At 68.4% G+C, this 9,280-nt stretch carries 9 protein-coding genes and 1 pseudogene; 4 read left to right on the top strand and 6 right to left on the bottom strand.

All coding sequences use genetic code 11. The features are described from left to right. The 6 genes and pseudogenes from ACTHL9_RS07430 to ACTHL9_RS07405 form a co-directional block, all read right to left on the bottom strand. Positions 1 to 101, bottom strand: a pseudogene (locus ACTHL9_RS07430) (heat shock protein transcriptional repressor HspR); the annotation flags it as partial. Between the two features lie 3 nt (positions 102 to 104). Further along, complete coding sequence (locus tag ACTHL9_RS07425; protein ID WP_440518208.1) at positions 105 to 1,091, bottom strand: DnaJ C-terminal domain-containing protein; 987 nt, start codon at positions 1,089 to 1,091, stop codon at positions 105 to 107. A 208-nt stretch (positions 1,092 to 1,299) separates the two neighbouring features. Continuing rightward, positions 1,300 to 1,977 carry a nucleotide exchange factor GrpE gene (locus tag ACTHL9_RS07420; RefSeq protein WP_440518207.1) on the bottom strand — a complete coding sequence of 226 codons (678 nt, stop codon included), beginning with the start codon at positions 1,975 to 1,977 and terminating at the stop codon, positions 1,300 to 1,302. A 2-nt stretch (positions 1,978 to 1,979) separates the two neighbouring features. Then, positions 1,980 to 3,851, bottom strand: coding sequence for a molecular chaperone DnaK (gene dnaK / locus ACTHL9_RS07415; protein ID WP_440518206.1), 1,872 nt, complete (start codon positions 3,849 to 3,851; stop codon positions 1,980 to 1,982). A 169-nt stretch (positions 3,852 to 4,020) separates the two neighbouring features. Next, entirely contained in the window at positions 4,021 to 5,376 is a 1,356-nt protein-coding gene (locus ACTHL9_RS07410; protein WP_440518209.1) for an MFS transporter, read from the bottom strand. A 162-nt stretch (positions 5,377 to 5,538) separates the two neighbouring features. Beyond that, a complete protein-coding gene (locus tag ACTHL9_RS07405) occupies positions 5,539 to 5,955 on the bottom strand; it encodes a hypothetical protein (protein WP_440518205.1) in 417 nt (138 codons plus the stop codon). A gap of 176 nt (positions 5,956 to 6,131) precedes the next feature. Between ACTHL9_RS07405 and ACTHL9_RS07400 the strand changes: the two genes are divergently transcribed. From ACTHL9_RS07400 to ACTHL9_RS07385, 4 genes are all read left to right on the top strand, one after another. Continuing rightward, positions 6,132 to 6,947 carry a methyltransferase domain-containing protein gene (locus ACTHL9_RS07400; protein ID WP_440518204.1) on the top strand — a complete coding sequence of 272 codons (816 nt, stop codon included), beginning with the start codon at positions 6,132 to 6,134 and terminating at the stop codon, positions 6,945 to 6,947. A 26-nt stretch (positions 6,948 to 6,973) separates the two neighbouring features. Beyond that, positions 6,974 to 7,594 (top strand): LysE family transporter, encoded by a 621-nt coding sequence (locus ACTHL9_RS07395; protein WP_440518203.1) that lies wholly within the window; start codon positions 6,974 to 6,976, stop codon positions 7,592 to 7,594. 47 nt (positions 7,595 to 7,641) lie between these two features. Next, positions 7,642 to 8,175, top strand: coding sequence for a low molecular weight protein-tyrosine-phosphatase (locus ACTHL9_RS07390; RefSeq protein WP_440518202.1), 534 nt, complete (start codon positions 7,642 to 7,644; stop codon positions 8,173 to 8,175). After that, positions 8,172 to 9,280 (top strand): AAA family ATPase (locus ACTHL9_RS07385; protein WP_440518201.1); only part of this gene is annotated, 1,109 nt, incomplete at its 3' end. The genes ACTHL9_RS07390 and ACTHL9_RS07385, both read left to right, overlap by 4 nt.

Here is a 9,280-nt window from a genome sequence, read left to right as displayed (position 1 = left end):
AGCCCCAGACGGTCGTACTGGCGGAGGGTCTGGGGGTGCATCTCGGCCAGCTCCGCCGCCACGGAGATCACGAAGATCGGCGCGTACGGATCGATGGCCATGGCCTACAGCCTCGCTTTGGCAGCCAACCCGGCGCGCGGGTTGGACTCGGAGTTCTTCTTGGCGGCGGCCGCGAAGGCGCGCACGGCCTCCTCCGCCTCCTTCGAGAGGTTCTGGGGGACGACGACGTCGATGGTTACCAAGAGGTCGCCCGCGCCCTTGGAGGTCTTCACGCCTTGACCCTTGACCCGGAGCGTCCGGCCCGAATTGGTGCCGGCGGGGACCTTCATCCGGACGGTGTGGCCGTCAAGTGTCGGGACCTCGATCTGGGCCCCGAGCGCGGCCTCGTCGAAGCTCACGGGGACGTGGATGCGAATGTTGTCGCCCTCACGGGTAAAGAACTCGTGCGGCGTGACGTGGACGGTGACCATGAGGTCTCCCGGTCCGGCGGAACCCGGACCGCCCTTGCCGCGAACGCGGACCTTCTGCCCGTCGCGGATCCCCGCCGGGATGCGGACCTCGATGACCTCCCCGTTCTGCTCGCGCAACCCCACGGTCGTGCCGCGGATCGAGCCGGCGAAGGAGATCGTCGTCGTCGCCTGTCGGTCAGAGCCGCGCTGCGGCGGCGCCTGGAAGCCGCCGCCGCCCCCGCCGGTGCTGAAGCCCCCGAACAGGTCGGCGAACTCCGGCGGCAGGTTGCCCGTGTTGAAGCCGCGCGAGTGGCGCCCCGCGCCCCCGCCGAAGAGGCCGCCGAAGAGGTCCTCGAAGCCCGCCGCGCCCTGGCCCGCGCCGGGTCCGCCCGCGGTGAAGCGCGCGCCGCCCATGGCGCGGATCGCGTCGTACTGCTGGCGCTGCTCCGGGTCGCTGAGCACCGAGTTGGCCTCGGTGATGTCCTTGAACTTCTTCTCGGCCTCGGCGTCTCCCGGGTTCTGGTCAGGGTGGTACTTGCGGGCGAGTTTGCGGTACGCCTTCTTGATGTCGGCGTCAGAGGCATCCTTGGGCACGCCGAGAATGGAGTAGAAGTCTTTCTCCACCCAGTCTTGACTAGCCAATGAGGCCTCCTTCTCGTCGTTCCATCAGTCTTATCGTTTCGGGTACAGATAATCTCCTGATTCCTCGTTTCGGGTACGCCAACTGCTGAAGTATCTGTACCCGAAACGCCTCCGAAGGGGATTATCTGTACCCGAAACGGAGGAGGGGGACGACGGCGGGTGGGGGCCCGCCGTCGTCCTCTCGCCTTGCGCCGTCGTCCTTTAAGCCCTACGGGACGGCGACGATGACCTGCGCCGCGCGGAGCACCCGGGACTGAGTCCGGTAGCCGGCGCGAAGCACCTGCTGGACCGTGTCGACCTCGATCCCCTCGCCCTGCTGCTGGATCAGGGCTTCGTGGATGTTCGGGTCGAACTCGACGCCGGTCGCATCGATGCGCTCGAGGCCGTGGCTCGTGAGGATCCCCTCGAGCTTGGCCGCGATGGAAGCGAAGGGCCCCTCGGTGAGGTCGCCGTGCGCGCGCGCCGCATCGATGTCGTCCAGGACCGGCAGGATCGAGGAGAGGACACCCATGACGGCAACCTCGCCCGCGACCGCACGGTCCCGGTCCACCCGCTTGCGGTAGTTCACGTACTCCGCCTGCAGGCGCTGGAGGTCCTCGCGGAGCTCGGCCGCCTCGTTCTGCACGCCGGCCGCCTCGCTCAGGATGCGCTCGGCCTGCGCCAGGACGTCCTCGGAGTCGTGGGCTTCGTCCACGGGGCGCATCTCCTCGTGCTCGGCATCGGCCGCTGGGCCGGCTTCGCGGGCGCCCTCGTCAGGGGTCGCACCCTCGCCGGGCTTCCGCACGCCGCCCGTGACCGGGTCAACCTTGCGGTTGTCCCGGATCACCGGCTTCTGCGGCTCGCCCCGGACCTCGTGCTCTTCTTCATTGCCGTGGTGAGGGGCCATGGCTACTTCTTCTCGTCCTCGTCGACGATCTCCGCGTCGACGATGTCCTCGTCCTGGCCGGCAGAACCGGCGGCACCGGCGTTGTCGGCCGTGTGCGAACCGTCAGCGCCAGCGGCCGCGCCCTGCGACGACGCGTAGATCGCCTCGCCGAGCTTGGACTGCGAGTGCTGGAGCTTCTCGAACGCGGCCTTCACGGCCTCGTCGTCGGTCCCCTCCAGAGCCTTCTTGAGGCCATCGACATCGCCCTGGACCTCGCTGCGGACCTCCTCCGGCAGCTTGTCCTTGTTGTCGGCGATGAGCTTGTCGACTGAGTAGGCCAGCTGCTCGGCCGTGTTGCGTGTATCCGCGGCCTCGCGGCGCTTCTTGTCCTCGGCGGCGTGTGCCTCGGCGTCGGCAACCATGCGGTCGATGTCCTCCTTGGACAGCGCAGTGCCGCCCGAGATCGTCATCGACTGCTCCTTGCCGGTGCCCTTGTCCTTCGCGGAGACGTGGACGATGCCGTTCGCGTCGATGTCGAAGGTGACCTCGATCTGCGGGATGCCGCGCGGGGCCGGCGCGATGCCGGTCAGCTCGAAGGTGCCGAGCGGCTTGTTGTCGCGGGTGAACTCGCGCTCGCCCTGGAACACCTGGATCGACACGGACGGCTGGTTGTCGTCCGCCGTGGTGAAGGTTTCCGAACGCTTGGTCGGGATGGCCGTGTTGCGCTCGATCAGGTGCGTCATGATGCCGCCCTTGGTCTCGATGCCGAGCGAGAGCGGGGTGACGTCGATGAGCAGGACGTCCTTGCGCTCGCCCTTGAGGACGCCAGCCTGGAGGGCGGCGCCGACGGCGACGACCTCGTCCGGGTTCACGCCCTTGTTCGGCTCCTTGCCGCCCGTGAGCTCCTTGACGAGCTCGGACACGGCGGGCATGCGGGTCGAACCGCCCACAAGCACGACGTGGTTGATGTCCGAGACCTTGATGCCGGCCTCGGCGATGACGTCGTGGAACGGCTTCTTGGTCCGCTCGAGGAGATCCTTGGTGAGGTCCTGGAACTTCGCGCGGGTCAGCGACTCATCCAGGTGCACCGGACCGTCGGGGGTGACGGAGAGGTACTGGAGCGAGATGTTGGTGCTCGTCGAGGACGAGAGCTCCTTCTTGGCCTGCTCTGCAGCCTCACGGAGGCGCTGGAGGGCAATGCGGTCCTTGGAGAGGTCGATGCCCTTGAGCTTCAGCTGGCTCAGGAGGTACTCCACGACGCGCTGATCCCAGTCGTCGCCGCCGAGGCGGTTGTCGCCGGCGGTCGCGCGGACCTGGATGGTCGAGAACCCGTCCTCGTCCTTGCCGACCTCCAGGAGGGAGACGTCGAACGTGCCGCCGCCGAGGTCGAAGACGAGGATGAGCTCGTCTTCCTTGCCCTTGTCGAGGCCGTAAGCGAGGGCCGCGGCGGTCGGCTCGTTGATGATGCGGAGCACGTTGAGGCCCGCGATCTCACCGGCCTCCTTCGTGGCCTGGCGCTCGGCGTCGTTGAAGTACGCCGGAACCGTGATGACCGCGTCGGTGACCTTCTCGCCCAGGTACGACTCGGCGTCGTTCTTGAGCTTCATGAGGATGCGCGCGGAGATCTCCTGCGGCGTGTACTTCTTGTCGTCGATGTTGATGGTCCAGTCAGTGCCCATGTGGCGCTTGACCGACGAAATGGTCCGCTCGATGTTGTTGACGGCCTGGCGCTTGGCGATCTCGCCGACCAGCACCTCGCCGGTCTTCGAGAACGCGACGACGGACGGGGTGGTGCGACCGCCTTCGGCGTTCGCGATGACCGTCGGCTCGCCGCCCTCGAGGACGGACACGACGGAGTTGGTGGTGCCCAAGTCGATACCGACTGCGCGGCTCATGATTCCTCCTGCTGTTTGCTGGTGCCGTGAGAAGCCAACTGGGCCGCGGCGCCTCTCGGCACCCGGTCAAGTTGAGCGATCTGCACTCAACTCTACGCACCCAGCGTCAGCTGTCAACCTGACTTGAGTCAACTCGGCTCAAGTTCGCCGCAGGCGGACTTCCTCAGGGTCAGCGCCGCCCGCTCACCTCGGTTCCGGCATGCCGGGGCAGGAAGAGGCTGTCGACGACGCTCCCGAGCATGAGAACCGCGATGGCGGCGAACGCCACGCGATACGGACCCGAATGGTCGACCCCGGCCGGCAGGAACGAGATGCCCGTCCGGATCAGCAGGGCCGCGACCGCGACGCCGAGCGCGGCCGCGAGCTGGACGAGCGTGTTCGCAATCGCGTTGGCACTCGGCAGCTGGGCCGCGGAAACGTCCGCGTACTGCACGTTCATATAGGCCGAGAATCCGATCGAGCGGAAGGCGCCCGAGGCGAGCAGAAGCGCCGCGATCAGCAGGTCAGGAGTCTCGGGAGTCAGCACGGCGCACGCGGCGAACGTGAGGGCCGATGCCGCCGCGGCGACCACGAGCACCGTCTTGAAGCCGAAGCGGCGGATGAGCGGCGTCGTCGCCGGCTTGATCCCGATATTGCCCACGAACACGGCCGCGACCAGGAGTCCGGAATGCACCGGGTCCCACCCGAAGCCGTCCTGGAAGAGGAGCGGAAGGAGGAACGGGACGGACTGGATCGTGAGGCGGTAGATGAAGCCGCCGGTCTGGGTCGCGCGGAACGTGCGCACGCGCAGGACCGCGAAGTCGAACAGCGGCTTTGGTGCGCGGCGCATCCACCACACCGCCGCCGCCAAGGCTGCGATGCCGCCGGCGAGCGCCGCCGTCGCCCATTCCGAGGGGCGACCCTCGCTCAGCAGCTCCAGGCCGACGACGACGGCGGCGACCCCGAGCGTCGTGAGCGCGAGGCCGGGCCAGTCGAGGCGCCGATTCGGGTCGGCGCCGCTCGCAGGCACCAGCCGGAGAGCAATGAGGAACGCGGCGAGGCCGAGCGGGAGGTTGACGAGGAAGATCCAGTGCCACGAGAGGTACTGGGTGAGGGCGCCGCCCACGAGGGGCGCGAGGACCGGCGCGAGCAGCCCGGGCCACACGAGGTACGCGGTGGCCTTGAGCAGCTGGTCCTTGGGCGTTCCCCGCAGAACCACCAGGGACCCGACGGGCACCATCATGGCCCCGCCGAAGCCCTGAAGGGCCCGGAAGGAGGTCAGGGCGGCGAGGTTGGGACTCAGCGCGCACAGGAGCGAGGCCAAGGTGAACACGGCGATCGCCGAGCAGAAGACCCGACGAGGCCCGAAGCGCTCAGCGAGCCAGGAGCTGAACGGGATGCCCATCGCAACGGCGATGAGGTAGGCCGTCATCGCCACGTTGACGTCCGCCGGCACGACACGGAAGTCCGAACCGATCGCGGGAAGCGCCGTCGACAGCGCGGTGCCGTCGAGGAACTCCATGAAGTACGTCGCGGCCACGAGCAGCGCGAGCCGCGGGCTCCACGACGTGGTCGCCTGCGGCGAGAGCGGCGCAGACGACGGCGACGGGTCAGGCTGGGCGGACGGGCCCGCGGGCTGCTGGGTCACCGATCCAGCCTACGCTCGGGGTGACCCTACGGAGATCGGGCGTCCGCCAGATGGAACGGTTCAGTACGTCGGGAAGAACGTCGCGGACTGCGCGAACGTCTGGGGCCCGGTGACGGAGGAGAGCGCGACCACGCCCACGACGAACAGCACCGACACGACGATCCAGCCGAGCGTGAACCAGAGGAGGACCTGCCGATCCTCCTTGGTCAGCGGGCTCGCGGTCTCGCGCATGTCCCGGACGTGCTGGGTGAAGCGCTCGAGCGGAGTGACGGGGACGGCCACAAGGCGGTTCGGCGCAGAGTCGACGGTTCCGTCGTTCAACACCGCCACCGTGCGGTGGTTGCGACGATCGATGCTAATGCGGTCGATGCGAGAGCCGTGACGGGCCAGGAGGATGTCTTCGCCAAGGTGCATGGCGGGGCGGCGGCCGAGGAGGCCCTTGCGGCGGTGGGGGGTGTGGCTGTCCAGAAGGGACATGGGGTAACGCTCCTTTCGCTTCGGGCAGTCAGGGCCTCATTGCCCCTCGTGTTGTCGTTTCAAGCGTAGGCAGGTAGGGTGTTGACTTTTCGCCAGAGAGCGGTTTTCGTCGCCAACCTCACAGGGGCCTGTCGCGCCTGTCACCGACTTGACGTAGTGCCGCGTAATTTTGTGCCATGGACGGCCAGACTCCCGACGACGTGTACACGCACGGCCACCACGAAAGCGTGGTCCGAGCCCACGCCGCCCGCACTGCACAGAACTCGGCAGCGTTCGTCCTCCCCCACCTCACCCCGGGCGCACGGGTGCTCGACGTCGGCTGCGGGCCGGGGAGCATCACGTGCGATTTCGCCGTGCTCGCCGCGCCCGGCGAGGTCCTCGGCATCGACCGTTCCGAGGACATCGTCGCCCAAGCCCACGCCCTCGCCGAGGAGCGCGATGTCCCCAACGTGCGCTTCGCCGTCGGCAACGTCTACGATCTCGACCTCGCCGATGAGACGTTCGACGTGGTCCACGCACACCAGGTCCTCCAGCACCTCACCGACCCCGTTGCCGCCCTGCGGGAGATGCGGCGGGTGGCGAAACCGGGCGGGATCGTGGCCGTGCGCGATGCGGACTTCCATGGCATGAGCTGGTACCCCGAAGTCCCCGAGCTCGACGAGTGGATGGAGCTGTACCAGCGCATCGCCCGGCGGAACGGAGCGGAGCCGGACGCGGGCCGTCGGCTGGTCAGCTGGATGCAGGAGGCGGGCTTCACCGACGTCTCCCCCACGAGCAGCAACTGGCTCTATGCCACGCCTCAGCTGCGGACCTGGCAGGCGCGCGTCTGGAGCGAACGCGTGCTGCACTCGGCCTTCGCCGATCAGGCGCTCGAATACGGTTTCGCCGACCTCGTCGATCTCGAGCGGATCGCCGCCGGCTGGCACCGGTGGGGCTCGTCGTCGGACGGCTGGTTCCTCAGTCCGAACGGCGAGGTCACCGGCCGAGCGTGAGCGAACAATGGCCCTAATCTTGAAAGGTGCCTTTCTCGATTTGGGCCACCCTGCTCGGTGCCTGCCTCCTGATCAGCTTCACCCCCGGCGCCGGCGCCATCAACACGATGAGCAACTCGCTCAATGCGGGCTTCCGCCGCTCGATCTGGGGAGTCCTCGGCCAGCAGGCAGCGCTCGTGGCGCATCTCGCCCTGGTGGCGGCCGGGCTCGGCGTGCTGGTGGCAAGCTCACAGCTCGCCTTCAACGTCATTCGGTATCTCGGCGCCGCGTACCTCGCGTACCTCGGAATCCGCCAGTTCCTCCGGAAGCCGGACGTATCGCAGGAGGCCGCCGCAACGCTCGAGAACGAGCCGTGGTGGTCCATGTTCCAGCGCGGCCTCTGGGTCAATCTCCTCAACCCAAAGGCGATCGTCTTCTTCCTCGCATTCATTCCCGGCTTCGTCCGGCCCGAGCTGCCGCTCGTGAACCAGTACCTCGTCATCGGCGCGACGATCATCTGTGTCGACATTCTGGTCATGTGGTTCTTCTTCGCCCTCGCCGCCAAGAGCTTCCAGCGCTTCACCCGGAACGAGAGCGGGCAGCGCGTCCTCAACCGGGTGTTCGGCTCCTTGTTCGTGGGGGTCGGAGTCCTCCTCGCCATCGTCTGAGTTTGGCGATTCCGGGGTTAGGGCACCAGAACTCTATGCTTGATCCCATGAACTCGACGGCGAGCCCCTACCGGATCATCACGGTCTGCACCGGGAACATCTGCCGCTCGCCCATGGCCGAGTTCATGCTCGCCGATGCCCTCCGCGCTGCGGGCCTCGAGGAGCACGCAACGGTCGATTCGGCGGGCACCACCAACTTCGAGGCCGGGAGGCCAATCGACCCACGCGCCGCCCGCGTGCTCGATGCCCACGGCCTCCACCCTCGCGAGCACGTCGCGCGGCAGTTTCGGCCCGAGTGGTACGTGGAGCGGGATCTGATCCTCGCGCTCGACATCGACCACTTCGGCCACCTCCGCGAATTCGCGCCCGCAGGCACCGAGCACAAGGTGCGGATGCTGCGCTCGTTCGACCCCGCCGTCACTCGTCTCGACCAGCTCGATCAGGGCATCGAGGACCCCTGGTTCGGCGATCAGAGCGACTTCGAGACGACGTGGCAGCTCATTCACGCCGCGGTGCCCGGGATCGTCGACCATGTGCGTCTTGAGCTAGCGCGCCGCCCTCCGCTTCTCGCAGGGGCGTGAACCGGCAGCACTCTGCCCGTCCCGTTGTCGTCGCTGTGGACGGCCGCTCAGGGGCGGGCAAAACGTCCCTCGCGGTGGAGCTCGCCGCCGCCCTTCGGGAGCACCGATCCGTAGCGCTCGTGCACCTCGAAGACCTGTACCCCGGCTGGGCCGGGCTCGCGCGCGGCGTTGAACGCTGTGCTGCGGAGATCCTGGCCCCGCTGCGCCGCGGCGAGTCCGCGCACTGGCGGGCCTGGGACTGGCTTGCCGACGCAGATGGCGAAGAGAGGATCACCGAGCCGGCCGACGTCGTCGTCCTCGAAGGGGTAGGGGCCGGATCCCGGGAGCTGCGCTCGCTCTCAGACGCCGTCGTCTGGCTCGAGGCATCTGCGGAAGAGCGCCGACGCCGCGCGCTCGAACGGGACGGCGAGACCTACGAGCCTCACTGGGATCGATGGGCGGCGCAGGAGGAGGCGTGGCTCGCCGGCGACGATGTGCGCGCCGCGGCGACGGTGACGGTCGAGTCCGCGCCCGGTGCTTCACGGCCCGACGAAGCAACTCGCCGAGTCCTCGACGCCCTCGCCGAGCTCCCCCCGCTCCGGGATCTGCTCGCTCCGGAGCGGGCGCAGCGTGAGTCGGCGGGCGTCGTCGTCCGCCGCATCGCGGCAGAGCCGCAGCCCGACGTCCTTTTCGAATCGCTCTTCGGCAGCGCCTCGCACAGCGTCTGGCTCGACGCCTCCGATGCGGGCGTCCCCGGCACAGGCGCGCGCAGCCGCTTCAGCATCATGGCCGACGACGGCGGCCACCTCGCGCGCAGGATGTCTCACCGTAACGGGCGGACCGAGGTGACCTTCGGTCCGACGACGGCGACGGCGGCCACCGCCCGCTTCGACCAGCCATTCTTCCGTTGGCTCGACTCCACGTGGAGCGGGATTTCGGCGGGCCTGAAGGGGCTCGAGTGCGGCTTCGCGCTGGGGTGGCTCGGGTATCTCGGGTACGAGCTCAAGCGGGAATGCGGCGGCGCTGATGTGGACGCTCAGGTGCCCGATGCGCAACTCCTCTTCGCGGCGCGGGCCGCCGTGCTCGACCATCAGTCCCGGGACGTGTGGCTTCTCGCGCTGGACGC

Origin of the sequence: Sinomonas sp. (assembly GCF_051955515.1) — a bacterium.
In the GTDB taxonomy this organism is placed as follows: Bacteria; Actinomycetota; Actinomycetes; order Actinomycetales; family Micrococcaceae; genus Sinomonas.
This window is presented reverse-complemented; position numbering and strand designations above follow the sequence as displayed.

Excerpts from the sequence above, each read along its gene's own strand:
- ACTHL9_RS07420 (WP_440518207.1), bottom strand. The coding sequence starts at position 1,977 with ATGGCCCCTCACCACGGCAATGAAGAAGAGCACGAGGTCCGGGGCGAG.
- dnaK (WP_440518206.1), bottom strand. The coding sequence starts at position 3,851 with ATGAGCCGCGCAGTCGGTATCGACTTGGGCACCACCAACTCCGTCGTG.
- ACTHL9_RS07405 (WP_440518205.1), bottom strand. The coding sequence starts at position 5,955 with ATGTCCCTTCTGGACAGCCACACCCCCCACCGCCGCAAGGGCCTCCTC.
- ACTHL9_RS07400 (WP_440518204.1), top strand. The coding sequence starts at position 6,132 with ATGGACGGCCAGACTCCCGACGACGTGTACACGCACGGCCACCACGAA.
- ACTHL9_RS07390 (WP_440518202.1), top strand. The coding sequence starts at position 7,642 with ATGAACTCGACGGCGAGCCCCTACCGGATCATCACGGTCTGCACCGGG.